The organism is Candidatus Kuenenia stuttgartiensis, from assembly GCF_900232105.1.
Taxonomy (GTDB): domain Bacteria; phylum Planctomycetota; class Brocadiia; order Brocadiales; family Brocadiaceae; genus Kuenenia; species Kuenenia stuttgartiensis_A.
In genome coordinates, this window is the sequence record NZ_LT934425.1 from 1188290 (window position 1) to 1213542 (window position 25253).

A 25253-nucleotide genomic window follows, 5' to 3' on the forward strand; every position below is an offset into this window, starting at 1 on the left:
CGGGTTCAGGTTTTGTAACCTGAACCCACACGTGGCAGTGAACTACGATGATACCGTTTCATGTTCGCTGCGTAATTTTTCCAACGCCTCCCATCGGTGAAAGGCTTCTGCCAGTTCGTATTCCAGGGCTGACGCTCTCCCTTTAATTTTTTCTATTTCCTCTTTCCCTTTCTGATAAAACACGGGATTGCCCATTGTCTGAGTTAACTGCTGTTGTTCTGTTTCCAGCAATTCAATCCGATGTGGCAGGGATTCCAGTTCGCGTTTTTCATTATAACTGAGTTTACGTGTTCGTTTGGATTGTTTACTCTCCGCTTTTAACTTTGTAGGAAGCTGTTTCCCCGGGAAATCGTTTTGTGCATGTACAGTGCGTTGTCTTAACCAGTCATCATACCCGCCCACATATTCATTGATCAGTCCTTCCCCTTCAAAAACGAGTGTGCTGGTTGCTATGTTGTTAAGAAAGGTACGATCATGGCTGACGAGAAGAAGTGTTCCCTGATACTCCATCAATAATTCCTCTAAAAGTTCCAGGGTTTCCACATCAAGGTCATTTGTGGGTTCATCCATTACCAGGACATTGGAAGGTTTTGTGAACAAACGCGCCAGAAGGAGACGGTTGCGCTCTCCTCCGGAAAGTGTTTTGACTGAGACCCGTGCCCTGTCCGGAGAAAACAGGAAGTTTTGCAAATATCCGATGATGTGCCGTGGTTTGCCATTGAAGGTGATCACATCGTTTCCCTCACCAACGTTTTCAAACACCGATTTATCTTCATTCAGTTGCGCACGCAGTTGGTCAAAATAAGCTATTTGCAGTTGAGTGCCATGGCGAACATTACCTTTTTGCAGAGTCAATTCCCCTAATAAAAGACGTAAAAGAGTCGTCTTGCCGGAACCGTTGGGTCCGATAATTCCCACCTTATCTCCCCGCATAATCGTTGTGGAAAAGTTATTCACAATGAGACGATTATCATATCCGTAAGTTGCGCCTTCCACCTTTATAACAACCGCGCCGGAACGGTCTGATTCCTGCGTCTGTATAAGTGCGGAGCCTGTTCTTTGCCTGCGCTCGCTTCGAACCTGCCGCATTTTCTCCAACTCTCTTTTCCGTCCTTCATTACGAGTGCGTCTGGCCTTAATTCCTTGTCTTACCCATACTTCTTCCTGTGCAAGTTTCTTATCAAAAAGTGCGTGCTGTTTCTCTTCTGCGTCCAGAACAGCCTGTTTACGCGTCAAAAAAGTTTCGTAATTACACGACCAGCTTGAAAGATTTCCTCTGTCCAGTTCAATAATACGGGTAGAAAGTTTCCTTAGAAACGAACGGTCATGGGTAACAAAAAGCATTGTGCCTTCATAACGCAGTAGAAATTCTTCCAGCCAGCAGACGGCATCGATATCCAGATGATTGGTCGGCTCATCCAGCAATAGAATACCGGGACCACACACCAGTTCTCGGGCAAGCAATACCTTTCGTTTAAGGCCTGAAGAAAGGGTATTGAATTCAGCATGAGCATCTAACTGCATCTGCGAAATTATCTTATTTATTTGATGACGGCCTTTGCGTTCAGAAGAAGGCAGATTTCCGAACTCGTTCGATAGTATATCGGATACCGTACCATTTATTTTTTTTGGAATTTCCTGGGAAAGGTATGCCGTGCGCAATCCTTTCTGCCGCACAATTTCTCCGGAATCAGGCATCAGATCACCATTGATAAGTTTTAGCAGGGTAGATTTGCCGGCGCCGTTGCGGCCAAGGAGACATGCCTTTTCGCCCCGCTCTAGCTGCAAATTTGCGTGTTCAATCAACAAAGGACAGCCAAAACCTATCGTTACATCCTGCAAACTTATCAACGCCATCGATATTCTCCAAATATTATTTTCTTTAAATTGCACCTTAACAGTATTAACAAACAACCCTTTATGTGATTTTATCACAGCGCCGTCAGCCTGCAATCAAATAATGAAACAGACATGACTGGTACCTTTTGCAGTCCTCAATCTGCAGTCTGCAGATTGCAGATTGAGGACTGAGGACAGTTTTCTTGCTTGTTTAGTTCTGACTTTGTCAATTCAGGGTTTGGGAACAACCGGCCAAAAGTTGCGGTCAAAGACTGCCAAATTCTAAGAAAAACATTTTACTTAGGAGATAAACTGTATAACATGATTGAAAACATTACGCTGGTTGGCCCTATTGGTATAATCCTGCCTGAAGGACGGCAGAGAAGGAGGCTTTTATGGAAAAACAAAAAATATTTGAAAACATGTGGATAAGAACGCTGCTGTGGCTTTGCGCAATTGCCGCGTTTCTCCTGGTGTGCTATTATTTAAAAGGCATTTTAATATCACTCTTTCTGGCTTTTACGATAGCCTATATTGTTGATCCATTACTCGATATTATTGAAAAACGAAGATTTTTATTTTTAAAAAAAGGGTTGCCGCGGGGTCTTGCAATAGTGGTACTTTTAACAGGCATGTTGTTTATGGCGGGCGGGGCGGCCGCCTACACAATACCAAAAACCTTGCATGGCATTGAGCGAGTTGGCATGGTATTAAAAAAACAGTATCCGAAGTATCAGGAAAATGTGGAACTGTTTATTGAAAACCATAAGGATACCGGGATTGCGATATTTTTAAAAACACAACTAGGCATACAGAACGGCAGTGAAAAAGAAACGCAGGAGAAACGTCCGGGACTTATGAAATTTGCCCTTGCAACAGTAAAAAACATCTTTCAAGGAGCCTTCGGTCTGGTGGGAATAATAATAAACATCGTGGTTTTTGGAGTAGTGACCATATATCTCCTGAAAGATTTTGACGTTATTATAATAAAGTGCAGGAACCTGCTTCCGGTTTCAAAAAAAGAAAAGATATTTGAGATTTTCGGGAAGATAAATGAAAACCTGAAGGCATTTCTAAGGGGGCAGATTACGGTTTGTATTATATTATCCATAATATATGGAATAGGATTGACCGTTATTGGCGTACCGCTTTCCTACCTCATAGCCCTGCTGGGTGGATTTGGGAACGTTATTCCCTACATCGGAATAATGCTTGGCCTTGTTCCCGCACTGATACTCGCGTTTATTCAATATCAGGATATCACCCATTTGATCCTTGTCGTAGCGGTATTTGGCGTAGGGCAGTTCTTTGAAAGCACCATAATAACGCCAAAAATTGTTGGAACAAAACTCGGACTGCACCCTGTAGCTATTATACTGTCCATTTTGATATGCAGCCAGATATTGGGATTTTTGGGTCTTTTGCTTGCAGTTCCCATTGTGGCTGTGGCGAAGGTGCTTATTGATGAAGGGCTTTTGAGATACAAAAATACCGATTTCTTTAAGGGTAGTTAAGGGAATGAGGTCTTTGTTTAGGGAGTAAATGCAAAATGGGATTCCAGATAATCGACCAGGGAACAAGATTCCCTCTTACTGCAGGAATGTTTACAACGCCACCTCGCCGGGTTGAAAGGCTGCAACATACCGCAAAGGATAAAAGAATTGAGGAAAACAAGGACAATTTGCAGGAACGGGAACAACGAGAAAATAAAAAACAAAAACCCCGTAGTTCATCAACGCTTATGTACCAAAAAACCGAATACCCACACCAGAGAAATTCATTACATGCAAATCAGATCATGTCTTCTCCTGTAGTTACAATTCTGCCGGATACCAGGCTCGATGAAGCATGGGAAATTATCAGGGAACATAGGTTCCGCCACCTGCCCATTCTCACACCGAATAAAAAAGTTGCCGGCATTATTTCCGACAGGGATTTACTTCGTGAGGCGGCGCAGAGCGAAGCATCCGGAGATAAACAACCGGTCAATACACCTGCTCAAAAATGGTATGAAGCAGATGCCCATTATACGGATGCCGGATTTTACCATGATAACATTTATACATTTCCAAAAAAGAAAACCGTTTTGGACATTTGTAAAACAAGAATTCTTACAGCAACGCCTGACACTGAGCTGAGGGAAATTGCAAAAATATTGATAGAAGAACATATTGGGTCAATGCCAATTGTTGATGAAAACAACCATCTTTTGGGCATAATTACCAGGAGCGACATCCTGAGAACAATTGTCGCGAATGGAGCTATTGATCTTTTAATCTAGCATACCATTTCAGTAAAATAGCATACTACAATGAGTAATGATCTGACAAATCTTCACATCGATAAATCAAAATTTCTGGTTCGGCGCGGCAAAACAAAGGGGAAAATATATCTCTCTGTCGCCGCCGGAATCATTATTGTTCTGGGGATATTGTATGGAACCGGCATTCTGCAACCTGCTATTCGTGTGCATGTATCAGGGATTTCTACCATTTTCCCCTCTCAGACGTTTACCCTTTTAAATGCGAGCGGGTATGTTGTCGCCCAGCGAAAATCCGCCATATCGTCTAAGATCACCAGCTCGCTTGTATCCTTATCGGTAGAAGAAGGCAGCAGGGCAAAAAAAGGAGATGTTATTGCCTGCCTGGAAAACAAGGACGCAATTGCGGCGTTGAAAAGAGCAAAGGCGGATATGAATACCGCCAGATACAGGCTGAAGCAGGCTGAAGCAGAACTTACTGAGGCGAAGCTTGCTTACAATAGAACAACGAATCTTTTGCAAATGGGAGTCGTTTCTCCGTCTGAATATGACACGGCAGATGCAAAATACAAACTTGCGATTGCAAAGGTTGAAGAAGGGAAGGCCGCAATACGCTCGGGCAAAGCGGCAGTGAGCGAGGCAAAGGTGCAACTTGATTATACTTTTTTACGCGCACCTTTTGATGGGGTAGTATTAACGAAAAATGCCGATATTGGCGATATAGTCACTCCTGTGGGAGCAGCGGCAAATGCCAGGGCGTCGGTAGTGACTATTGCCGACCTCGATTCACTCATGGTGGAGGTTGATGTATCCGAATCAAATATTGAACAGGTAAGCGCCGGGCATCCATGTGAAATCCAACTGGATGCTTTTCCGGGAGAAAGACTTCGCGGTGAAGTGCATATGATTGTGCCTACTGCGGACAGGACAAAGGCCTCGATACTGGTAAAAGTCGCATTTGCCGACAAAGATTCCCGCATTATGCCGGAGATGAGTGCAAAGGTTGCGTTTTTAAAACGACACGCAACGGATGATGAAAGAAAGCCAATAAAGGCAATTCCTGTAACAGCCGTCAGGACAATGATGGGAAAGAATGTTGTATATACGGTTGAAAACAACCGGTTAGTGGAAAAGGTCATAAGCACAGGAAGGTGTTACGATGCTATGATAGAGATATTATCAGGATTAGAAGATGGCTGGAAAATAGTAACAGACGGGAATAAGAAAATGAAAAACGGCAGAAGGGTAAAAATATCCGAAGAATAAAAATATGTCCATGTACAGCTAAAAGCATCAATTATCTGAAAATTTATAAATCTTATTATACGAATTCCGGGGACACTATACTTAATACGGAAGGATAGGAAAAGCCAAGGTTTATGATTTCAAGCAGAATCGTCACAATAAGTATTATGAACAAAAGAGAGTGGAAGTGTTTTACCTTATCAAAGAAAATAGGATTGTAACCGTTACCGTATATGTATTCTATGGAAAGTGGGAGGCATAAATGAACATCATTTACAACGACAAGACAGACCTTCTTTACATCAGATTTGATGACAAAAAACAGGATGTCATAAACCGGCGGTTCTCCGATGACATTGTCCTGGATATTGGCGAGAATAACAGAATTGTAGGCATTGAAATTCTTGATGCTTCTAAACATGTAACTCTTGATAAACTCTTACCGGTTAATTACGAGCTTTCAAAGACATAGAATTGATTGTCTGTAACTAAAGAATTAGCTATAACTATAGCACAAAAAGACCCCATTGCCGTTAAGATGGCAAAAATCCTGCTCAACGAAAATCAGAAAATAGAGAAAAGGCTTGAGAAAGAAATAAACCTCTTTGCCCGATGCTTTGCAACACAAGATCGTCAGGAAGGCATAAACACCTTTTTGGAAAAAAGAAAGCCCATGTTTAAAGGTGTATGATTTTTTTAAAAAAGAGGCATTATTTAAATTGAAGTTTAATTTTCGTTAATAAAAAACTCTTAATGAAATGTGAGTAAAACTTGGTTGCTTTCCTAAATATCCTTAATATCTTCAGAATTAGAAACGTGTCATTTCGTTTGAATAAAAAAGTTAAAGAATAAAATTTTTTCAAAACTCTTTTCAAATTTAAATTTATGCATAAGGAAAAAATGACAAAACGACCTATGATATTTGTAGATGGTACCAATTTGTTAACTCAACTAAGGCACTGTCCAAAAATAATTTGGTATTTTTATTAATTTAGTTAAGTGAAATTGTATAATTCCAATCTGGCAAGACACTGTGTTTGTTTATGTTTATTTCTTTCATTTGGTCATCAGTGATTTTGATTCCTTTTTGGTATTCTTTCTCGTTAAGAATGGTTTGTACGAGAAGACCCGCTGTTGTTGTAGTGCCAGCAATTAAACTTAGCATAACATCATAAGACCTCAAAGGATACCCTCCCAATTTTTACTGATAAAACTAAACAGACGATGTTCTACCGGATTCCATTTTGATGCTCCTGAGGGATGAGTGCCTTGAAGTATGGAATACCTGAGTGGTTGAAAATACCACCTCTGCGAGCCTAATCCTCGTAGAGAAGTTTGTGCCTATGCGCACACAATGGAGCAATCCGTATGCGTAGAAAGATAGCATATACCCGTGAGGGGTATGACGGAGTTACGAGGTACAGACGACCTTTTGGGGTGTATGAGTGTGGCGTGTTATTCCGTGCCAACTGCCATTTCTCAGCGAAGCACTGACAATGTCCTTTGTTGGAGATGGATAAACAGATTAAGTAAAACCATCTCTGGTTAATGCGTTTGAACATACATCACGAAGGGAAAAGGGGTAATCCATATGACCGGGGGAGGACTTACGCCTTGGGCAAAATTCCCTAACAGCAAGGTATAAGGAAATTCCGAAGTCCGAGCTGTATGAGATGGTGATAGACAAGCTTCTCTCACAAGTCTATCTTTGAAGTCGTCAGCATTGCTCATAATAGTTTCCGGTGTGAATCGGAAATGAAAGGGGCATAACCGTAGTGGAATTGATGAAAGTGGCAGATTGAATACGTTCAATGAGAAAAGAAACTCTTTTGCGTAGGTAAGCAGTAACAAGAGCCTCTCTTGTTTTGCCTATGTTTGGGAGAATCCGTACCCAGGAAACACGATTGACAAATCTATTATCCGTAATCAATCGAAAGGAATATATCGAGAGATGCTTAAGTATCATTCATTAAGAGACAAGGTGTTTAGTCTGAAAAACCTTTATGCTGCTTTCAAACACGTAAAGAAGAATAAAGGCAAAGCTGGTCTTGACAGGGTAAGTATTAAGCAATTTGAGTCCAATCTTGATGTGAATATCATGAGTATCCATCAGGAACTCAAGACTGCCATATACAACCCTGCGCCTGTCCTGCGGGTATACATCCCCAAAGGCAGGCATGACAAGAGACCTCTTGGCATTCCCATTGTTAAGGACAGGATTGTACAGCAGGCATTCAGGCAAATCATAGAGCCAATATTTGAGAAAGGATTCTCAGATAACAGCTTTGGATTTCGCCCTGACAGATGCTGTCACGATGCTATCAAACGGCTTGAACAGTATAAGCAGAAGGGTATACCAGCGTCCTTGATGCCGATATAATGGCATTCTATGACACCATACCCCATAAGCTTATTATGGACTCCTTACGTGAGAAAATCGCTGATGGATGGGTTTTGAACAGTATTGAGAACATGCTCAAAGCAGGGGTCATGGAGGACGGCATCGTGCACGAGACAAACAAAGGCACTCCGCAAGGAGGCGTCATTTCCCCTTTGCTTGCAAACCTTATCGGTGACATCATCGACAAGGAACTTGAAAAGGCTGGATATAAGTTTGTCCGATACGCCGATGATTTCGTTGTCATGACTAAAACAAAAGATGAACTCCCAGCCGCCCTCAGCTATGTCAAAGAAATCATTGCAGGGAAACTTGGAATGAAGCTGAGCGAGGATAAAACCAAGCTCACCAACTTCGAAAGAGGTTTCAGGTTTCTCGGATACGATTCCAAGGGCAAGTATAAGGGTATAAGCACGAAATCACTGAACAAACTCAAGAGCCTGTCCTGAGCCTGCCGAAGGAACAACATCAGAGACATCACCAGACGTACACAGGGCGTCAATCTGCAAGCCATCGTTGATACATTAAACCCCGTAATTCGTGGGCATGTCAACTATTTTCGGCTGGGCAATGTACAAAAGGTATATCGCTCATTAGACTGTTGGGTACGCATGAGACTGAGATGTTTCAAGTTCTCAAGAAAATGGAGAACAGACAACAAGCGTTTCCCTGTTCACCGATTCTTTAAAATGGGGTTACTCTCATTCGAAAGAGAATTTCTTAAGGCGTGTGCTAAAGCATGATGTTTGACTTTTCTCTGTTATAGAGCAACACTTCGGGGTCGCTAACTACGAGAAAGACGTATGGTTTAAAAAGGATGCTTTGTCACGTTGTCCAAAGTATCTGGCGACGAGTGGGGGTTGGAGGCTAATGGCCTCCAACCTACCAGCTGGTAAAAGTAAACGAAAATCCTTATAATGCTCCCATATTGAAACGGGGGGAGTGGTCTATGCTCCATTGGGATGCAGAATTTGAACAAATGCAAGGCATGGGGTTTCAGGTTCATCTGCCTGAAACAAATTCTTACATCGAATGCGCGGAAATAACATTGCTCAACAGTTGGTATCATGTTGTTTGGACAATTTCAGGCAATACTTTGTCTTTTTATGTAAACGGTATCTTGAAAAAAATATCTTATATGCCGTCAAAGGATGTAGAATCCTTCGCAAAGAATTTTGAGGCATTTAAAATACTGGAAGCAGAAAAGGGACATGTTTTTAATGGAACAACAGAAAATATTCGTATTTATCCCTACCCGATGCCCCGCCAAAAGATATTTGAACGATTTAATATCCTCAGGGAAAAATACGGCATTGTGGAATCAAATGAAATAGGAAATTTCTATCGGAAGGTTTTTGTTAATGGCAAACCACTGGAAAGTAATATGTGCAGATTGGAAAAAGGCATATATCGGTTGAATATTTTACCATCCAGACTACATGGTTATATTAGTTGCGTTGCCCCTCAATTCTTTAATGAGGAAATAAAACGCGGTAAACGACATGCAATGTATTTTGAATACTAATGGAAACTAAGTATTTCGCTTCAATTATTTGTAGCACTTTAGTTTTTTGAAAAATTCCAATAATAGCGGTGTTTGCCGCATAGTGTAGGGGCGAAGCATTTGCTAAAATTGTCATAAATGCGTTCATGCCCAAACGGGCAAATGCTTCGCCCCTACTTTTTCAAAAAACTAAAGTGTTACAATTATTTTGGAATGTCTGTTCCATTAAGTCTTCAATTGAATCGGGGCGGTGGCAAATCGCCAGAATTTGAAAGGCAAAAAATCCCGGCCAGATTCTTGCCAGCCGGAATGAAGTCATATCAAGAAAGGCAATGAGTTTTGAACTGCCGTTCATATCCAGCAAAGGAACCCCAAATCCCAAGATCTTTTCAACTTTGAATCCGGAGTTTTCAAGCAAACGGCGAAAGGAATTGACCGTCATGAGTCGTTTATGGGTTAAGTCAAGTATACCTCTCCTTCCATAATTAAAACTACCATAACAGAGCATCAACCGAAGAATAAAAAATGCAACATTACCAGTGCTTGCATATAATTTACCACCGCTTTTAAGAAAATTGAAAATTTCTTTAGTGCCTTTTTCAGGACAATTCAAATGCTCAAGAACGTCCAAAGAAAATGCAAAATCATATTTTTCTGCCGGAAACTGACCTCCCCATGGTTCGTCAAGGTTCACTACATAATGTTTGAGAACATCACTTTGTACAGCATTACATTGGTCGATAACCGTTACGTCAACCCCCCGTTCCGCATGTGCCATTGAAACAGCTCCAATGGCGCCTCCGCCAATATCTAATAACGTTTTACCCTTTTCAATTGGAAGATTCCGAACATGGTAGTGCAGGGAATTTTTTGCGGATTTACTGGTATATTGATACTGCATATCCGCCCTTACATCAAACTTAGGGTCATAAAAAATCTCGTAATTCATCAAACGATATTTAATAAGAGTCTTAATACAATTCCAGGCATAAGCTACACCATTTACGCGACAAACTTCATCTCCATAATACGTTGGGATGGGAATTTCCTTTATTTTAAAACCGGCGGCATGAAATTGCACAATAATATCCGCATCGAAATCAAATCCCTGACTATTATAATTAAAAGGAATCTTACGAAGCGCTGATACCCGGTAAGAGCGGTAGCCGGAATGCATTTCAGACATCTGGCTCTTAAGCAAGGCGTTTTGTATTTTGGTGAGAATCCGATTACCTATCCATTTATACAACGGCATACGGCCTTTCAAGGCGCCGCCTCTCTGCAAAAAACGGCTGCCGAAAACGGCGTCTGTTTTTTCTGTATAAGCGGCTAATATATGGGGCAGGCTTTCGGGGGCATACTGGCCGTCACCGTGGAGAAGTACAACAATATCAAAACCTCTTTGGATGGCATAATTGTAACCAAGTTTTTGATTGCCGCCATACCCCTGATTATAAGGTGTTTGAAAAATTCGTAGCGGAGCAATTTCTCCTGACCACTGAATATTCTGTGCCTTGCTATATGTGTCGTCGGTGGACCGATCATCAATAATATAGATTTCCGCTAATTTCTCTGCAACCCATTTCGGTATACGATTAAGTACATCTTCGATATGTTGCTCTGCATTATAAGCAACAGTAAATACTGCCACACGATTGTTTTGAAGAACCTCTAATGCCAGTTGTTTAATATTATTCATTAGCCATGCTCAATCAGACGGGAACCACGGATTTCGGCTCAAATTGTTAAACTTTAGTTTTTTGCAAAAATAGGGGCTAGTATAACGTTTCATTAAAATACCTACATTGATACAGTCGTTGCGAGCGACAGCGAAGCAATCTTAAGTCTTTTGGGAACAAGAGATTGCTTCGTCGCTCCACTACTCGCAATGACATTTTTTTACGTACACATTTTAACGAAACGATGAACTAGGCATTTGCCAGTTTGGGTATGAACGCTTTTATGACAATTTATAGCAGATGATTCACCTCTACAATATACGGCAAACATCGAGATTGTTGGAATTTTTTAAAAAAACAAAGTATTACTAAAAAAAGCACTTCGTGGGTTATGGATTTACATTTTATGAGCATCTCGAGTATCGTTAAATTGCTCGCTCATAAGGGACATGCCCCAAAACTTTAGCTGCATATAAGTCTTGGGTATGATGTATATGCGCCTCACATTTAAATTATGCAACCTTTAACGGATGTTCACCCCTGCCAAAACGCATAAGTGCTTAATAAATAGTTGGTTAAGGCTGTATTTTTAATAAATATGTAGTCACTAATATATTGTTATTATCCGACAATATACTTGACTGATAATGGTTGTTATCTGTACAATGGTGGACATGCATATTGTAGAGAACAAGTCAAAATCCGGTAAAAAAATCTATCGATCTACCCTTCTGCGGGAATCGTACCGTGAGGATGGGAAGGTCAAGAAACGTACCATTGCGAATCTGTCGAATTGCACTCCCCTGGAGATTGAAGCGATAAGACTTGCACTCGCACATAAAGACGATCTCTGTGCATTGGGCGCATTGTCAGAATCGGTGAAACTCCATGAGGGTTTGTCTGTGGGAGCAGCGTGGAGCGTGTACCAAGTGGCAAAGGAATTAGGGATAGAAGAGGCATTGGGAAAGGACTTTGAAGGAAAGCTGGCGCTTTGGCAAGTAATGGCAAGGGTAATAGGCCAGGGGTCAAGACTGTCTGCAGTAAGGCTGGCGCAGATACATGCTGCGGGTGACGTCCTGGATATGAAGCGTGGGTTTGACGAGAACAATCTGTACGATAATTTGTCATGGTTGTCAGAGAATCAGGCAAAGATAGAGCGAAAGCTGTTTGAGTTAAGATGCTAAGCCCCACAATAAATGAACCTGGAATTCTCAGATTAAGTGGAATTAATATATTGAGGTAAAACGGATTTTAGCAGATAGACAGCATCTGGGAAAGAGGAGTTGGAATCTACCATGACGATGTCGATGGTATTAAAGTTTTTTTTACAACGGAAACACCTGGCGAGGTTCGTATTTGGGTTGGTGGCGGAATTAAATTCAGAACAGAGAGGGCAGAGGAAGCGGAAATAGCCTTCGGAGTATTTATGAGGTATGGAGAGGACATCAGCGATGAGTCGATCGATGGGGATATCGTTTCGTAATGAGCGCAAGAGTTGAGGGGAAAAGAGACGGGCCATGGTAGACCTCCTTAAAAAGATTGAATTTCAGCAAGAGCCTGATGGAAGATATCCTGGGTAATTTTCTGTGATTGTCTGATGGAAGCGTTAATCAGGCAGGCGGTGGAAATGGCGTTGATTTGCCTTGGGATGCCGGCGGAGAACTCATGGATCAGGTCTTTGACGTCTGAGTCAAAGATTTTATCGGATGCGCCGGAAGATTTCAGATGGAAGTCTATGTATGCAGCGGTTTGAGTTTTAGTAAGGGGATGAATGTGGTAATGTACCGAGATGCGTTGTGCGAAGTCGGCATGGATGTCTCTTTTGAGGATATATTTGAGGTGTTCCTGTCCCGAGAGGATGATTTTGAGATGAGTGGAAGAATCAAGCGGAGAGCTGACAAGGAGTCTGAGGTCTGTGATGGCGTCGGTTTTCAGGAGATGAGCCTCGTCGATAACGATAATGGGAGTGAGATTTGAGCGCAAGGATTTATCCATAATTTGGAGGAAGAGCCGGTCTTTGGTGTGTTTTGGTATTTCACCGAGCTGGGAGACGATTAAGGAGAGAAGGCTGGATGATTTTAGGTGGGTAAAATGGAGGTAGATGGGGAGAAACAGGTTTTGGGGGATTTGTGAGAGGAAGAGTTTGAGGAGTGTGGATTTTCCGACTCCCGTCTGTCCGTAGAGGACGGCGATAGAGCCTGAGTGTAAGAGGTATTGGAGTCGTGCAAGCCCCTGGGTAAAGCGTTCGTCTTTCATGATAAGGCTGGTGTTGATTCTTTCAGAGAACGGCTGAGTAGTCATGGAAAAATGAGAAGTAAACATGGTTAAGAGACCTCCTTTTTCGAGTAAGCGATTTGTAATTCACGAATGATATAGGGTAAGGTTTTCACGGAGGCATTTTGGAATGCCTCCGTGAGCAATGATTCGTTGAGAGCGGGGATACGGTTGTAGCATTTTTTAAGCGATTCGAGTTCATGAGAGCTGAAGGCGGAGAGAGAGCCTTTGTGTCCCATGAGGAGTGCGAGTTTCTGGACGAATGCCATGAATGGCCAGGGTCGTTCGGAGATGATTTGGTGGTAATCAATGCCTTTGGCCTGAGCCTGGAGAATGGATTTGTGTTTCTGAGTGATAAGGTCGAGGTAATTATGTTTTGGTTTTGAAGGTGAGGCGGCTGGAGTTTCAGCGCCCTGGTCGCGCAGGTAGAGATTTCCCGAGCCGAGGTATTCACCGTTTGCGGAATAGATCAAGACCTTTTTGAGATCGCCGTATGGGTCGTAACGGACTTCTACTTTATCGCCTCTGAGTTTGGGGTCAACACGGTAAAAGCGGTTATCAATGCGGACATCGGCAAAGGTTCTGTCAACGGTTCTGGGGATGCGTTTCATGAAGAAGGCAAGAGCGGCGTCCATATCGACGTGTCGGATGACGGTAAGCCCCTCGTCGTAGCGTTGTTTTGGAGATTGATTGGTTTCGGAGTGGATTCTTGCGTGATAGACAACGGCAAGGTAAGCGGAGAAGGCCTGGTTAATGGCATCAAGGGTGATAATGTCGCCGGAGCGGACTTCCGACTCGAACTGTGTCTGGCTGGTGCCGAAGAAACGTTCGACCAGTCCGCCGGGAGCAGGGTCGCGTGGTGGTCTGTGGATGAGTTTAATGCCGAGGTTGTAACAGGCAGAGCGCAGGGCGTCAGAGTGGTAGACCTTGGCATTGTCGAGGTAGAGTTCTTTGGGCGAGCCGTGGATAGTCCAGGCCCTGATGAGAGAATCGATAAGGATATCGAGGGTTTGTTTGAGATAATACCGTCCTTCGACCACATAACGGCTGTAGCAGTCGATAAAGAGACAGAGGTTTGTGGGAAGCGCCTCGCCGTCAACGAGCACGAAAGGGCCTTCCTGGAAGTCGCCAATCCAGAGGTCGTGGGTATGCTCACGGCTAAGAGCGTATACGCACCTTTTGCTGTGAGACGCCGAGTTTGAGCCGGGTCGCCCCTGCGAGTCTGAGATGGCGGTAGAGGGTGGATTTGGGGATCGTTTTCCCATAGTATTTCTCAAGAAAGCGGTTGAGGCAATCGTCGCTGCGGCGTGGTTGTTCTTTTTTGAGTTCAACGGCTTTGTCGATAATTTCAGGAGAAAACCTTCTGGATGCGCCACGGTCGCTCCTCGCCTTTCTTGCAAGAGATTGAAATCCATCTTTGCGGTAGCGGTTGAGTTTTCTCCTGAGGGTAGAGATAGTGGGTCTTTTCCGCTTTCCGTTGGGGAATACGACCTCCTGAAGGCAGAGTTTTTTCAGAAAAAGGTTGGTCTGCTCCTTCTCAATCTCACCGAAGATGACAGGATGCAGAAGATTGCACCAGAATAAAGCCCATTTTTCGTCTTTCGATTTCATAATTCACCTCCTTTTTTAAGTGTGGAGGTGATTGTAACTCAAGACCAGCCGCTTTTTGTTGCCAGTTCGGGGAAAAATGAATGCCCAAAAATTCGGTGATATTCCGGCTCGGCGCTGAACAATTGAATCGATTGATCGAGGGAGGTTTTTCGTTGTTTGCTTTTATACTTTCCGTGGTAAATGGGAAACATTTGGCGAAAAACCGGAGAGTTGGGGTCGGCCTGCCTGATGAGGTCAAAGGCGTTGCGGAGTGTGTATTTCAGTGAGCCAAAGAAACGCAGCCACCTCCAAACGGTTGACCAGGCAAGCATGCGGTTGTCTATTTCCTGTGTTCGGGTAGTATATCCGATGGCAGAGGAGACACTCCGGTAGGTTTCTGTATCATCTTTGACATAAGCCTGACTGAAGGAGAGACAGTGATCCTTTACGTACCGCTTGTAAGGGAGCGCATACTCAGGATAGGAAGTAAACGTCTTCTTGCACAAGGAACATTTCCAACGTCCCAGGAAAGATTCTATCGTATGAACAAGGGAGTCGATAATAACGTGAAACAACCGATATCTGCATTCATGAAGGGTGAAATTGACATGGGTACTCTTGCACTTTGGACAAAAGCATGGCTTCTGTTTTGTCGCAATAAGCTTTTCATGCTTGTGGATTTTTTCTATAATATTCACGCACTGCCTCCTTTGTATAGGGGGGAAATGGGCAGGAGGATGAAGTTTCCCAACGTTCGGTCCTCCTGCCCTGAGTTTTTTATGTTCCGGAAAAATCTTACAAAACTTGTCCTCGTGAAAACGGGGAACTGGGAAGTAAACCGCCGTTAGGAAGTTTGGAAGTGGTTTTAACCCCTTCCAAACTATTTAATGAGGCTTTACTCCGCCTTACGGACGGAACTTCTTTCTAACGGGGTAAACGATGTATTTTTCTTAACGTGAACAAAAAATCAAGTGAAATACTTACGCAGGATAAAAAAAAGGCGGGGTAGCTGGGTAAGATTTTTCAAATCATTTGCTGGGTATTAGACTCAAATATTCTGAGACTAATTGGGCATTTTTGGAGCATTTATTCTAAGACGTAGCACCCGGTATCAGTTTGTCGATGCGGTACAAATGGTAGTGATAGGGTTGATAGCAGGGGCGACATCGATGGTAGAGGTGATGAAGGTGTGTACAGATGAGGTATTGAAGAAGATGTCCGGGTGGAAAGAGGTACCTGTAGATACTACGATAGGACGTATTATGAAGCTGGCGAGTCAGGGAGATATAGTGGAACTGACGGGGGTGATCCACCGGTTTAGGGGAAAGATATGGAAGCGTGCGGTGAGATCAGGCCATAAACTCAGGAGTGCTCTTTGCGAAGTATGGATAGATGTTGATTCTACCGTAGATGGTGTATATGGGAAACAGGAGGGTGCAGAGGTAGGATATAATCCGCACAAGAAGGGGCAGAAGGCGTATCATCCCTTAATGGCATTTATTGCAGAAACAAAGGAGGTATTACATAGTTGGTTCCGCTGTGGAAGCGCCTACACGAGTAACGGAGTAGTAGAGTTCATGAAGGAATGTATGGCGTACATGAATAAGGGGGTAAGGGTGGTATTTCGGGGAGACAGCGGTTTTTTTACCGGAGAATTACTTGAATACCTTGAGTCAATATTGGCGGGATATCTGATTAAGGTAAAGCTGAAGAATCTGGAAGGATTGCTTGAAGGGCAGAAATGGAATGAGGTGAAAGGGGAGCCAGGATGGGAACAGGCTGAATTTTGGTATCGATGTGCAGGGTGGGATCGTGCGAGACGTTTTGTGGCAGTGCGGCAATTGGTCAAAAGAGAAAAGAAATTAGTAGAAGTGTCCGTGTATGAGTATTTTTGTTACGTTACAACGGAGCGGTTAAGTCCGATGGAAGCGCATCGTTGTTATGGAAAGAGGGCTACCTGCGAGACTTTGATAGAAGAGAGTAAAGGACAGATGAATGCGGGGCACATACGTACGGGTGAATTTTTGGCCAATGCTGCGCTATTTCAGTGTGCGGTGTTAGCGTATAATCTTTTGAAGTGGATGGGATTGCTCAGTGGTGGAGTGATACAACAGTGGGAAGTAAAGACGATGAGACTGTGGTTAATCCGTGTGGCAGGGAAACTGGTGGAGAGAAGCCGGCAGATGACATTAAAATTGCCGGAGAAATTTCTCCATCAGGAGGAATGGGAAAAGTGGGAACGCATGTCACTGGATGTAGTTTTTCAGTAGAAAACCGACGTTGTATTTCGTTTTTTTAGTCTTTTGAGAGTGGTAAGTATACCGCAGATGGAGACAGTACATCCCTATCTTGATTTTCATTGCATCAGAGAGCACGTTTCCGACAATTTCCCATGTCTTTTTGTTTAAAGTAGTACAATAGCGCTACCACAATTGCTAAAAAACGGATATCTGTTATCGCTTTTTGCCAATCTTGGTAGTGGAAAATACTGATTTTCGCATTGCGAAAATCGTTTGCAGGATTTAGGTACAAATTAAACATACACCATTAGGCAGAAAAAATATAAAATCACCCATGAAAACTCAAAGATGTAGTGCCGAAAAATGAAGGACTAAAGTCGTATCACATTGGCAATAAAAGAGATACGATTTCTGCTTGTCGAAGTTGGGTTAACTGAAGTTCACCTCTGCGAAACAACATAAGAATATGTGAACATATGAGATAAGTAATTTTGCGTACCATTGTCAATATCTATCGTTGTACGCAGGGTTAAATTGCCGCAATCAAACTTGCCATGAAATGAAAAGAAGATTTATCGGTACTTGACTCTCTCCGCCAAGGGCATTAATTAAATGCTGTTCTGTCATTCTTTTCATAAATACCCCCCTAGAAAAATAAAGCCTTACTACGAAAATATTCTTTTCAAACATCTTCGGTGGTAAGGCTGTCTTTTTTGCAACTACTAATACAGAAAGATCAGACCAAAAGACCATTAAATTTATCCCTCCATTCTCTATATTCAAGTACGTAGTTATAGCCGCAAACCTTGCTTATTTCTCTGTTTTGTAATATTTTATCTATTATAAACGCACATTCTCTCGTTTCCCTTTGCGGACCATAGGGGTTGAAGATCATACCCTCTTTCTGAACAAAAACATAGTCACAGATTAACAGAATATTCTCAAAGATATAAAAGGTAAAACCTGGGGTATGCCCCATAAGCGCTAACTTGTTTTAGGTATGCTCGAAGTATTTTGATATCTGTGTTTTTCGGATTCTTGTATTTTCTGCTAAAGAACAAGCAATGTCATTCCAGCACTTAAGAACTTCCTGTAATGATAACGCTGGTTCTATAGCCCGTTTTACTTGATTAAGCATAAAAGCAAATTCACGCCATTTGCTTTTAGTCTTCTTGCTTGACAATGAAGTATCCCCAGGGGGAAAAAGACGTAGCAAAATCTATTAGTTTTTCTGTCAAAAGAGCAACGAATAGTTTGCCATAAAGCCAAGCTTTTGAGCTATCATCATCGTATTTAGGTAAGTGTCCAAATTGTGCTATTTGTTTAAATCTTTTAAAGACCAGTTCAATTTGCCATCGAACTCGATACCATTCTAAGATATCAAAAGCGGTAAATTGATTTTCAGGAAACGTTGTGAATACTATTACGTACTTGGCATAAATAAGGGTCTCCGGTTTTAGTTCAATGCCCTTTTTGCTTGCATGTCTTTTAAGTTTTTTATGAGCTATTTTAATGGCTTCTTCTGTTTTGTGTATTATACAAAGACGACCTTTGACATATTCAGTATTATCAACGTTTGGAATAAAAACGTTCCATGATTTTATAGCAAGGGGTCTTTTTAAATATTGGATTTCTTTCAATAAAGGAAAGGGTTTCTTTTCTTCGCCGAATATCCGTAGAGATTGCGAATTAACTCTAACGCTAAGATAAGCGCCTTTCCTTGTTGCATGATGAATTCCTTGGCCAGTACAGTAACCTCTGTCAGCTATAATATAATCATCTTTTTTCATCGGAAACTGCCGAAAAGATTCTCCTGTGCCTTCTCCTTCAGTTCCCGTAAGTTTAAAGAAATCGCAAGATAATGAAGGAACCTCAATACTATAATGAATGCGCCAAAGACTTCCTGTTTTCCCAGGTTCCTTTACTGTTGTTGCATCAAATAAGCGAAGATGAAAATTATTCCGTTTATTAATTTGGAGGCCACGCTCACGGAATAAAGATAAACATAATTTATATAGCCATTCTTTGCTCTTTTTTAATCGCTTTAATAAGGCAACATCGGATAAATCTGCTAAGTTAGCACGCTTGGCTCGAACTACTGTTTCACGCAATGAATAGCCACATCCTAAATGAATTAATAATGTTCGAAGAAGCTTTTCTTCAGATTTATCCTTGCGCAAGCCTTTTAAAGCATTTGTATCAACGGCTAAACTTTTCCAATCGTTTGGGAAGAAAGTTCTTAGAAGATCCCAATCTTCTCTCATCATGGCTTTATCCTCCTATAGAGTGATTAGCGGGATAATTAACATAAAAATACCATGATGAATAAAATTTGTCAATAAAACAAGTTAGCGCTTATGGGGGTATGCCCTCCGCTATGTAAGGCTTCTATGCCTTTTTCAAAAAAATTCTCTTTAAACTTTACATCAAAGGTGAAACCTGCACAGATTCTGTGGGCAGAATCCAGGTCATGTATGCGTACCTGGGATTTAAAAAATTCACGGTACTGGTTACTCGCACCAAGAAAATGGTGATGGGTAAAGATGATTGCATCAACAGGCTCAAGACGATTGTCAAAGCAGGAAGGGCAGTCTATCCAAAAAGACTTATCTCCTGTCTCGATACGATAAGCAGCATGTTCCAATCCAAGGGCGGGGAAGGAGTTCAAGCGGGTTACCTTTTCGTTCACAGGGGTTCCCATGACTTTAAATTTCGCAGAACATTCCGCTGAAGTAATAAATTTTTCCTTAGGGGCACCACAGAAAGGACAATTATCAGGATAATATCCTACTATGTTATAACCACATACCAAACAAACATATTGTTCTTTTTTCACTACACAATTTATTAAAGGGACACTTCCCATATTTAATTTACCTCCGATTCTTTTTCCTTTTCCTTTTCCTTGGCCTACCGGCCTTCTTTGGCAAAAGGCCACGATCAAGCGCTTTCTCAGGCTTTTTTACAAATCGCTCTGTGCCAAGCGGCCTCCCTGTTTTGTTATAGCCACTGAGGGTCTTTAGATTAAAACGCCTTGTCTTCATCGTCAAAAAAAGACGTCTCCCCGATTGTTTCCACGTTGGGTGATATGGTGCAGATAATTCACAGCGCAGACTCTCGCTATTTTTTTGGCATACAGGGCATACAGAGGAAAATATCACACCTTAACGTGCATGTCAAAAAATATGGGAAATGTCCCTACAATTCCCTACAATTCCAACGTAATTTTTTCTTGACGATAATAAACATTATGTTTATTATCTCTCAATGATAAAATCATTCCGTTGTCGTGAGACTCGAAAAATATTCTACCGCGAATATTCCTAGCGCGGCCTTTGGCCGCAACCAAAAAGGTGATTTTTAGTTTATTATAAAGTATAGTAGTATCCTCGTAAATAGTAATCAGACAATTTGGAGGACACTACTTATGAATAAGTTGATGGAATTATATCGAGACAGGATCGTGGGTGCAATAAGCGGTCTGGACAGGATTCGTTTTCGCGGGACATTGCGGTGGTTGGCCAGTGAGCGTGGGATGGGAACATTCATGAACCAAGCGAGAATTCTGCTTAAGGATTTTTCCGGTTGGGTCAATGGGCTTACGGCACAGGTGCGAGACAGTTGTGAATCGCGGGCGAAAGATTTGGGTATCGAGGTGCGGTATTTGATGAGCAGCGGTGTTGATAAGGAGAAGTTGGCTCGCCAGATCGCGGCGGATAAGAGGATTACGGAAGGTTCCATCTGCCTGTTGAGTGTGGTAGAGCCTTGTATTGCGCCGATGGTCAAGGGCAACAAGGCCAGCAAGAAGCTCGAGTTGGTAATGGCGCCCCGCAAGTGTGTCTTTGTGTATCATTATTTTAACGATCCAGTGTTTGGTTTTGGTCATGTTCGTATCCAGAGTTGGGCGCCGTTTAATATTTTCATTTGTCTCAATGGTCGTCATTGGCTGGAGCGGCAACTTCAGAAGCAAGGTATTGATTATGTTAAGGACGGCAACTGTTTTGTGCGTATAGAGGATATTGCGGCTGCGCAGGTTCTGCTCCATGAGCAGCTTAAGACTGACTGGGCGAAGCTGCTGAACGGGCTTGCGTTGGGCAGTTGCCCGGCATTGTCGCAGATTCTTCGTCCGTTGGAACCGGAGTATTACTGGTCTGCGGATGAGACGGAGTGGGCGACGGACATCATGTTTAAATCGGTTGAGGCATTGGAGGAGTTGTTTCCATCGTTTGTTCATCATGCGATGCGGGTTTGCGACAGTTCTTCGGTGATGAAGTATTTGGGTAGGCGTAACCTTGCAGGCGCTGCCCCTGATGAGGTTATCAGCGACTATCGAAGACGCTATGAAGGTATACGGGTCAAGCACAGTGTGAATTATAATTCAGTGAAGATGTATAACAAGAGCGGTAGTCTCTTGCGTATTGAGACAACGATCAATAATACGCGGGACTTTAAGGTCTTTCGGAGTCCCAATGATGATGAAGGCAAACCGGCGTCATGGCAGAAGATGCGTAAGGGCGTAAGCGATCTTCATCGACGGTGTGAGGTGAGCCAACAATGCAATGATCGTTATGGGGATGCTTTGGCGGCGGCTCAGGTAGAGGAGAAACTGAAAGAAGTGGTGAGCAGCGCTTGTAACAAGGTTGTCAAAGAGGGCAAGAGGTATCGAGGTTTGAATCCCTGGCAGCAGGATGATTACCAGATGCTGATGTTCCTGTCCAAAGGCGAAAACGCGATAAATGGATTCCGCAACCATGATTTGCGTAAGTGGCTTTACCGGGAATCCGAACAATCCGGCAAGGATCAGCAAAAGAAATATTCCGGACGAACGACCCGACGGATAAAGATGCTGCGGGCACACGGTCTAATCCGCAAAGTTCCGAGGGCCAACCGCTATGTTTTGACGGAGAAAGGCCAGAAGTTCTCTTGTTCACTGATGACCGCTTCAGCCCTTGATATTAAAGCACTTACGGAAATGGCGGCATGAAAAACACGCATAAAAAACAAGAAATTGATGGATAGTAGTACGAAGGTTTCCTCGTGATATGCAAATGCGCGCATTTGCAAAGCTCAATGCGATTGATGCAGCCATCCATCTTAAAGATTTGCACCTGCCACCATCAAACCGGTTTGAGGCGTTAAAGGGCGAACGTAAGGAGCAGTATAGCATTCGAATCAATGATAGATGGCGTATTTGTTTTGAGTGGCGTAATGGTAACGCAGAAGAGGTCGAAATTGTTGATTATCATTAAGGAGGTTACATAATGGCTAAACGTCGTATTACTCCAGTTCACCCTGGGGTATATCTGAAAGAATTACTCGATGAATTAAAAATATCACAATACCGGCTATCACAGGATTTAGGTGTGCCTGCCATGAGGATCAATCATGTGGTACATAGCAAACGTCCGGTAACTGCAGAGCTTGCCTTGCGTTTAGGGCGCTATTTTGGTCAAAGCCCGCGCTATTGGATGAACCTGCAAAGCCGGTATGATATGGATATTGCCGAAGATGCCTTATTCGAACAGGTAACACGTGAAGTTCGCCCCTTTAACGGTAGATTTATAATTCACAAGTAAACTTCGTTCATAGGTCGAAATAGAGGGACACTTCCCATATTTAATTTACACCCGATTCTTTTTCCTTGCGCATACTCTTGCTATTTTTTTGGCATACAGGGCATACAGAGGAAAATATCACACCTTAAAGTGCATGTCAAAAAATATGGGAAGTGTCCCTCTATAAGACCATAAAAGCAGAGGGACAAATATTGCTACCACAAATTCAATCTTTTTCATACTTTTACGTCCTTTCTGGTGCAGCGCACCATTAGTTTTTCTGTCTGGCGTTTTATTGGGAGTACACTTGTTTGAGACAACATCCTCTATTTACACAGCGATCCTTTCTGTTTTCTCGCAGCCAATGTATAGTCTCGCGCATGTTGTTTATTCGAGGAATTCAATGCGTTTAATATAAGCCTCGGCTTTTCCTCCACCCTCCGTTGTAGTAGTGTCAACCTCAAGACATAAAGCAGATATTGCAGGAGCTTCTTCTTTGTAATATGTTTGAAACGCACTAGTCAAATCAAACTCTGAAATTACCGTTTCATTAAGTTCCGGATTACCTACACAGACAAAACGCCCACTGTCGTGAAAATATTTCCCTTTGTAAGGTATGTTAATTTCGTCAGCTTCGCCGAGAAACAGGCTTATGAAATAAGGTAAATCCGGTATCATAAAATACCCACTGGACAATTTTTCTGGACCAAAAAATATATATAAACCCAAAGCCTGATTCCTATTTCCGCTCTCAAAGTTAGCATCATTCGGGTATTTACTGATTCCCCATTCAATGCGCACTTTAGAAACTTTCGGAATAATGACATCCTTAAAAACAAGAAAACCTCTGACGGGTTGCTTGGTTTTAATAAACAACATACCCTTCTGAATGGATAATTCAATTTCCGGATGATACTTAGCTGCACCCTCACAATAAAACCCCTTCGATTCCAACCATTTACGGACAGTACCGCCTGAATAATTCGAAAAATCGATTACATATTTTACCTTCTGAACCTTTTCATTGTCTTGTTTTTCCAGACTGTTGTCCTTAGCATCCTGCGATGACTCATGGCTCTCAGCTTGTTTATTTTCTTCAGAAGAAACGTTTCCGCTCAAAACAAATATTACTATAAATATGAGACTTGCAATAAAACTTTTCATTTTCGTTTCCTTTCCTTTCATGAAAAATAATGAAAGGAGAGAAGTTGGGATTTAACATATACATTCCCAACTTCTCAACCGTTTAACCTTATAACCTCACGTTTTCAATTATCCAAAACGCATTTGTAGTACTATTTTGCAGCGTCCTGAATTTTCTCACCAGCCTTTTCGGCCTGTTGCCCGGCTTTTTCTAAGGCCTTATCTAATTCCTTGCCTGCGCTCTCCACCGAACCCTCTTTTTTCTGGCAGCCGGCTAACCCTGCAATCAGAGCACTTATTGCTAACGCTACCATTACATTCTTGCCAAATTTCATCATTTATATCTCCTTTATTAAATACAAACTATATAAACGGGAGTATGCTGAGATTTCCCCAACCCATGGGCTACGATTTTACCAAAAATTGTTTATATCACTTTCAAGTGTATCAAGGCGTCCGGAAATTTCGCCTTTTTCATCGGAGGTAAGGGGTTGGCCTTTTATCCGTTGCAAAAATTCCCTTCGGACTTCATCTAATCTCAATTGGAAATCCCTTCCCCGGACACGCGGCAATCTTCCGATCAGCATCCCATCGTCAATCTTCCTCTGGAGTACGATCATCCAATCCTCGAGCCTTGTCTCATCGATTCTTGAAGGATAGGCACGCACCTTCTTGACCTCCCCTTCCAGCTCGTTCAGTGTCGCGATAAGGGGATCCCATTCTTTCTGCGTGGTCTTTCTTTCCCTCAGCACCGTATAATCCCTTCGGAGATTATCAAGTTTTGTCATAAAAGCCTGAGATTCGTTAGGGGTTAATTCACCAGATCCCAACCCATTGCCAATCGTCTGTTGAAGCAAAAACATTCGATCCGAGAATTGTGTCTCATCGATTCTTGAAGGATAGGCACGCACCTTCTTGATCTCCCCTTCCAGCTCGTCCAGTTTCGTGATAATGGGATCCCATTCCTTCTGCGTGGTCTTTCTTTCCCTCAGCACCGTATAATCCCTGCGGAGATTATCAAGTTTTATCAGAAAAGTCTGTGCCTCGTTATGGGTTAACTCACCAGATCCCAACCCATTGCCAATCGTCTGCTGAAGCGAAAACATTCGATCCTCGGTTTTCCTTTCGTTTTCAGGCCATCTTTGAGAATGATAAACCAAATCACATTGTACCAGAACGGTCGTCATCCCCAGAACAATTGCAATAAGTAATATCTTTTTCTTAAAATACCCTCCTTTCAAATATTTCAAATAATCAATTGCCTTCATCTTTCTTTTCCTCCTTTCTGAATTGTACATCGATGTAGATTTTTCAGATTGTTTATTCAGGAAACTGATACTTCAACCATGTATGTTGGGTTTCGTTCCCCGACCCAACCTTATAAATTAGGCCTTCGGCAACTTTTCATGGATACTGAACGTAGGGGTTGAAGATTTTCAACCCTTACATTGAAACATTGAAATCCCTTAACGGTAAATTAGGCCTACGGCGACTTCTCATGTAGAGCGAAGTGGCACTTCGCTCTA

At 42.4% G+C, this 25253-nt stretch carries 28 protein-coding genes and 3 pseudogenes; 15 read left to right on the plus strand and 16 right to left on the minus strand.

Going from position 1 to position 25253, the window contains the following annotated elements; translation table 11 throughout:
* Positions 1–42 precede the first annotated feature (42 nt).
* Entirely contained in the window at positions 43–1857 is a 1815-nt protein-coding gene (gene abc-f / locus KSMBR1_RS05430; RefSeq protein WP_099326986.1) for a ribosomal protection-like ABC-F family protein, read from the minus strand.
* Between the two features lie 377 nt (positions 1858–2234).
* Between abc-f and KSMBR1_RS05440 the strand changes: the two genes are divergently transcribed.
* The 5 genes from KSMBR1_RS05440 (at position 2235) to KSMBR1_RS05460 (ending at position 6035) form a co-directional block, all read left to right on the plus strand.
* A complete protein-coding gene (locus KSMBR1_RS05440) occupies positions 2235–3353 on the plus strand; it encodes an AI-2E family transporter (RefSeq protein ID WP_099324409.1) in 1119 nt (372 codons plus the stop codon).
* Positions 3354–3388: 35 nt separating this feature from the next.
* Positions 3389–4120, plus strand: coding sequence for a CBS domain-containing protein (locus KSMBR1_RS05445; protein WP_099324410.1), 732 nt, complete (start codon positions 3389–3391; stop codon positions 4118–4120).
* A gap of 30 nt (positions 4121–4150) precedes the next feature.
* On the plus strand, positions 4151–5365 hold the full coding sequence (locus KSMBR1_RS05450) for an efflux RND transporter periplasmic adaptor subunit (protein WP_099324411.1): 1215 nt from the start codon (positions 4151–4153) through the stop codon (positions 5363–5365).
* A 241-nt stretch (positions 5366–5606) separates the two neighbouring features.
* Positions 5607–5816, plus strand: coding sequence for a DUF2283 domain-containing protein (locus KSMBR1_RS05455; RefSeq protein ID WP_099324412.1), 210 nt, complete (start codon positions 5607–5609; stop codon positions 5814–5816).
* 6 nt (positions 5817–5822) lie between these two features.
* A complete protein-coding gene (locus KSMBR1_RS05460; RefSeq protein ID WP_099324413.1) occupies positions 5823–6035 on the plus strand; it encodes an enoyl-CoA hydratase-related protein in 213 nt (70 codons plus the stop codon).
* 300 nt (positions 6036–6335) lie between these two features.
* On the opposite strand, the pseudogene KSMBR1_RS05465 reads toward KSMBR1_RS05460, so the two are convergent.
* Positions 6336–6622 (minus strand): annotated as a pseudogene (locus tag KSMBR1_RS05465) (ISAzo13-like element transposase-related protein).
* A gap of 673 nt (positions 6623–7295) precedes the next feature.
* On the opposite strand from KSMBR1_RS05465, the gene KSMBR1_RS22670 reads away from it, so the two are divergent.
* The 4 genes from KSMBR1_RS22670 to KSMBR1_RS05485 all read left to right on the plus strand — a co-directional run bounded on the left by KSMBR1_RS22670 (position 7296) and on the right by KSMBR1_RS05485 (position 9267).
* On the plus strand, positions 7296–7724 hold the full coding sequence (locus tag KSMBR1_RS22670) for a reverse transcriptase family protein (protein ID WP_099324415.1): 429 nt from the start codon (positions 7296–7298) through the stop codon (positions 7722–7724).
* On the plus strand, positions 7724–8191 hold the full coding sequence (locus tag KSMBR1_RS22675; RefSeq protein WP_099324416.1) for a reverse transcriptase domain-containing protein: 468 nt from the start codon (positions 7724–7726) through the stop codon (positions 8189–8191). Before KSMBR1_RS22670 ends, KSMBR1_RS22675 begins: the two co-directional genes overlap by 1 nt.
* Before the next feature lie 18 nt (positions 8192–8209).
* Complete coding sequence (locus KSMBR1_RS23210; RefSeq protein WP_099323535.1) at positions 8210–8485, plus strand: group II intron maturase-specific domain-containing protein; 276 nt, start codon at positions 8210–8212, stop codon at positions 8483–8485.
* 146 nt (positions 8486–8631) lie between these two features.
* Entirely contained in the window at positions 8632–9267 is a 636-nt protein-coding gene (locus KSMBR1_RS05485; RefSeq protein ID WP_099324417.1) for a LamG-like jellyroll fold domain-containing protein, read from the plus strand.
* Between the two features lie 160 nt (positions 9268–9427).
* Here KSMBR1_RS05485 and KSMBR1_RS05490 read toward each other — a convergent pair whose 3' ends face one another.
* Complete coding sequence (locus KSMBR1_RS05490) at positions 9428–10945, minus strand: bifunctional glycosyltransferase/class I SAM-dependent methyltransferase (RefSeq protein ID WP_099324418.1); 1518 nt, start codon at positions 10943–10945, stop codon at positions 9428–9430.
* Between the two features lie 627 nt (positions 10946–11572).
* On the opposite strand from KSMBR1_RS05490, the gene KSMBR1_RS05495 reads away from it, so the two are divergent.
* Positions 11573–12109 (plus strand): hypothetical protein, encoded by a 537-nt coding sequence (locus KSMBR1_RS05495; protein WP_099323556.1) that lies wholly within the window; start codon positions 11573–11575, stop codon positions 12107–12109.
* Positions 12110–12141: 32 nt separating this feature from the next.
* On the opposite strand, the gene KSMBR1_RS23215 is transcribed toward KSMBR1_RS05495, so the two are convergent.
* Genes KSMBR1_RS23215 through KSMBR1_RS20815 form a run of 5 tightly spaced genes read right to left on the minus strand, consistent with a single transcriptional unit; the run spans position 12142 to position 15121 of the window.
* Complete coding sequence (locus KSMBR1_RS23215; RefSeq protein WP_099323524.1) at positions 12142–12444, minus strand: CHC2 zinc finger domain-containing protein; 303 nt, start codon at positions 12442–12444, stop codon at positions 12142–12144.
* An 11-nt stretch (positions 12445–12455) separates the two neighbouring features.
* Positions 12456–13247, minus strand: coding sequence for an ExeA family protein (locus KSMBR1_RS05505; RefSeq protein ID WP_099323525.1), 792 nt, complete (start codon positions 13245–13247; stop codon positions 12456–12458).
* 2 nt (positions 13248–13249) lie between these two features.
* On the minus strand, positions 13250–14305 hold the full coding sequence (locus KSMBR1_RS05510; protein WP_230407994.1) for a Mu transposase C-terminal domain-containing protein: 1056 nt from the start codon (positions 14303–14305) through the stop codon (positions 13250–13252).
* 52 nt (positions 14306–14357) lie between these two features.
* Positions 14358–14810 carry a helix-turn-helix domain-containing protein gene (locus KSMBR1_RS23220; protein WP_164994994.1) on the minus strand — a complete coding sequence of 151 codons (453 nt, stop codon included), beginning with the start codon at positions 14808–14810 and terminating at the stop codon, positions 14358–14360.
* Positions 14811–14848: 38 nt separating this feature from the next.
* Positions 14849–15121: a hypothetical protein gene (locus tag KSMBR1_RS20815; protein ID WP_131493604.1), complete on the minus strand. Its 273-nt coding sequence runs from the start codon at positions 15119–15121 to the stop codon at positions 14849–14851.
* 105 nt (positions 15122–15226) lie between these two features.
* Here KSMBR1_RS20815 and KSMBR1_RS05525 point away from each other — a divergent pair, with 105 nt between their 5' ends.
* Together KSMBR1_RS05525 and KSMBR1_RS05530 are read left to right on the plus strand one after the other, a co-directional pair.
* On the plus strand, positions 15227–15637 hold the full coding sequence (locus KSMBR1_RS05525) for a hypothetical protein (protein ID WP_099323529.1): 411 nt from the start codon (positions 15227–15229) through the stop codon (positions 15635–15637).
* Between the two features lie 252 nt (positions 15638–15889).
* Positions 15890–17059: pseudogene (locus KSMBR1_RS05530) on the plus strand (IS1380-like element ISCku8 family transposase); the annotation flags it as partial.
* 513 nt (positions 17060–17572) lie between these two features.
* On the opposite strand, the gene KSMBR1_RS05535 reads toward KSMBR1_RS05530, so the two are convergent.
* The 5 genes and pseudogenes from KSMBR1_RS05535 to KSMBR1_RS21510 form a co-directional block, all read right to left on the minus strand.
* Entirely contained in the window at positions 17573–17812 is a 240-nt protein-coding gene (locus KSMBR1_RS05535; protein ID WP_230408045.1) for a hypothetical protein, read from the minus strand.
* Positions 17813–18192: 380 nt separating this feature from the next.
* Positions 18193–19296, minus strand: a complete 1104-nt coding sequence (locus tag KSMBR1_RS05545; protein WP_099323638.1) for an IS4-like element ISCku3 family transposase — start codon at positions 19294–19296, stop codon at positions 18193–18195.
* A 68-nt stretch (positions 19297–19364) separates the two neighbouring features.
* On the minus strand, positions 19365–19718 hold the full coding sequence (locus tag KSMBR1_RS05550) for an MBL fold metallo-hydrolase (RefSeq protein ID WP_197705356.1): 354 nt from the start codon (positions 19716–19718) through the stop codon (positions 19365–19367).
* Positions 19719–19778: 60 nt separating this feature from the next.
* Positions 19779–19895 (minus strand): annotated as a pseudogene (locus tag KSMBR1_RS22880) (hypothetical protein); the annotation flags it as partial.
* Between the two features lie 7 nt (positions 19896–19902).
* Positions 19903–20079: a hypothetical protein gene (locus KSMBR1_RS21510; protein ID WP_164994612.1), complete on the minus strand. Its 177-nt coding sequence runs from the start codon at positions 20077–20079 to the stop codon at positions 19903–19905.
* A gap of 377 nt (positions 20080–20456) precedes the next feature.
* Between KSMBR1_RS21510 and KSMBR1_RS05555 the strand changes: the two genes are divergently transcribed.
* From KSMBR1_RS05555 to KSMBR1_RS05565, 3 genes are read left to right on the plus strand one after another with little or no spacing between them, the layout of a single operon-like run.
* Complete coding sequence (locus KSMBR1_RS05555) at positions 20457–22013, plus strand: hypothetical protein (protein WP_099323647.1); 1557 nt, start codon at positions 20457–20459, stop codon at positions 22011–22013.
* 31 nt (positions 22014–22044) lie between these two features.
* Positions 22045–22278 carry a type II toxin-antitoxin system RelE/ParE family toxin gene (locus KSMBR1_RS05560; RefSeq protein WP_420886559.1) on the plus strand — a complete coding sequence of 78 codons (234 nt, stop codon included), beginning with the start codon at positions 22045–22047 and terminating at the stop codon, positions 22276–22278.
* A gap of 12 nt (positions 22279–22290) precedes the next feature.
* Positions 22291–22605, plus strand: a complete 315-nt coding sequence (locus KSMBR1_RS05565) for a HigA family addiction module antitoxin (protein ID WP_099324422.1) — start codon at positions 22291–22293, stop codon at positions 22603–22605.
* 366 nt (positions 22606–22971) lie between these two features.
* Here the strand turns inward: KSMBR1_RS05565 and KSMBR1_RS05570 are convergent, their stop codons facing one another.
* From KSMBR1_RS05570 to KSMBR1_RS05580, 3 genes are all read right to left on the minus strand, one after another.
* Positions 22972–23748, minus strand: a complete 777-nt coding sequence (locus KSMBR1_RS05570; RefSeq protein ID WP_099324423.1) for a hypothetical protein — start codon at positions 23746–23748, stop codon at positions 22972–22974.
* A 131-nt stretch (positions 23749–23879) separates the two neighbouring features.
* On the minus strand, positions 23880–24065 hold the full coding sequence (locus KSMBR1_RS05575; RefSeq protein ID WP_099324424.1) for a hypothetical protein: 186 nt from the start codon (positions 24063–24065) through the stop codon (positions 23880–23882).
* A 75-nt stretch (positions 24066–24140) separates the two neighbouring features.
* Complete coding sequence (locus tag KSMBR1_RS05580; RefSeq protein WP_099324425.1) at positions 24141–24995, minus strand: hypothetical protein; 855 nt, start codon at positions 24993–24995, stop codon at positions 24141–24143.
* Between the last annotated feature and the right edge of the window lie 258 nt (positions 24996–25253).

Coding starts and splice junctions, on each gene's coding strand:
- abc-f (WP_099326986.1), bottom strand. CDS start 1,857: ATGGCGTTGATAAGTTTGCAGGATGTAACGATAGGTTTTGGCTGTCCT.
- KSMBR1_RS05440 (WP_099324409.1), top strand. CDS start 2,235: ATGGAAAAACAAAAAATATTTGAAAACATGTGGATAAGAACGCTGCTG.
- KSMBR1_RS05445 (WP_099324410.1), top strand. CDS start 3,389: ATGGGATTCCAGATAATCGACCAGGGAACAAGATTCCCTCTTACTGCA.
- KSMBR1_RS05450 (WP_099324411.1), top strand. CDS start 4,151: ATGAGTAATGATCTGACAAATCTTCACATCGATAAATCAAAATTTCTG.
- KSMBR1_RS05455 (WP_099324412.1), top strand. CDS start 5,607: ATGAACATCATTTACAACGACAAGACAGACCTTCTTTACATCAGATTT.
- KSMBR1_RS22670 (WP_099324415.1), top strand. CDS start 7,296: ATGCTTAAGTATCATTCATTAAGAGACAAGGTGTTTAGTCTGAAAAAC.
- KSMBR1_RS22675 (WP_099324416.1), top strand. CDS start 7,724: ATGGCATTCTATGACACCATACCCCATAAGCTTATTATGGACTCCTTA.
- KSMBR1_RS05490 (WP_099324418.1), bottom strand. CDS start 10,945: ATGAATAATATTAAACAACTGGCATTAGAGGTTCTTCAAAACAATCGT.
- KSMBR1_RS05495 (WP_099323556.1), top strand. CDS start 11,573: ATGGTTGTTATCTGTACAATGGTGGACATGCATATTGTAGAGAACAAG.
- KSMBR1_RS23215 (WP_099323524.1), bottom strand. CDS start 12,444: ATGGCCCGTCTCTTTTCCCCTCAACTCTTGCGCTCATTACGAAACGAT.
- KSMBR1_RS05505 (WP_099323525.1), bottom strand. CDS start 13,247: ATGTTTACTTCTCATTTTTCCATGACTACTCAGCCGTTCTCTGAAAGA.
- KSMBR1_RS23220 (WP_164994994.1), bottom strand. CDS start 14,810: ATGAAATCGAAAGACGAAAAATGGGCTTTATTCTGGTGCAATCTTCTG.
- KSMBR1_RS20815 (WP_131493604.1), bottom strand. CDS start 15,121: ATGCTTGCCTGGTCAACCGTTTGGAGGTGGCTGCGTTTCTTTGGCTCA.
- KSMBR1_RS05545 (WP_099323638.1), bottom strand. CDS start 19,296: ATGATGAGAGAAGATTGGGATCTTCTAAGAACTTTCTTCCCAAACGAT.
- KSMBR1_RS05555 (WP_099323647.1), top strand. CDS start 20,457: ATGAATAAGTTGATGGAATTATATCGAGACAGGATCGTGGGTGCAATA.
- KSMBR1_RS05565 (WP_099324422.1), top strand. CDS start 22,291: ATGGCTAAACGTCGTATTACTCCAGTTCACCCTGGGGTATATCTGAAA.
- KSMBR1_RS05570 (WP_099324423.1), bottom strand. CDS start 23,748: ATGAAAAGTTTTATTGCAAGTCTCATATTTATAGTAATATTTGTTTTG.
- KSMBR1_RS05575 (WP_099324424.1), bottom strand. CDS start 24,065: ATGATGAAATTTGGCAAGAATGTAATGGTAGCGTTAGCAATAAGTGCT.
- KSMBR1_RS05580 (WP_099324425.1), bottom strand. CDS start 24,995: ATGAAGGCAATTGATTATTTGAAATATTTGAAAGGAGGGTATTTTAAG.